Genomic DNA, 323 nt, shown 5'->3' on the forward strand with positions numbered 1-323 from the left:
ACTGACCCTGCGTTCGGCGCTGTATCCGATTATCGGGGATCGTATTTACGGACCGATTGGCCATGCGGTCGATATCTTTGCAGTTATCGGCACCGTGCTTGGCGTGGCCACCTCCCTCGGTTATGGCGTGCTGCAGGTTAACGCCGGGCTTAATCATCTCTTCGGCGTGCCAATTAATGAAACGGTGCAGGTGATCCTGATCGTGGTCATCACTGGCCTGGCAACGATTTCGGTGGTGTCGGGACTGGATAAGGGCATTCGTATTCTGTCCGAGATCAACCTGAGCCTGGCGCTGTTGCTGCTAGTGATGGTGATGTTGCTGG

Annotated in this window: 1 protein-coding gene; it reads left to right on the forward strand. The window is 55.4% G+C overall.

The window, feature by feature from the left end; genetic code table 11:
- On the forward strand, nt 1–323 hold a 323-nt coding region (locus tag FDX22_RS31915; protein ID WP_255433043.1), incomplete at both ends, for a BCCT family transporter.

It is taken from the genome of Citrobacter sp. TBCS-14, from assembly GCF_005280805.1.
Classification (GTDB): Bacteria; Pseudomonadota; Gammaproteobacteria; order Enterobacterales; family Enterobacteriaceae; genus Citrobacter; species Citrobacter gillenii.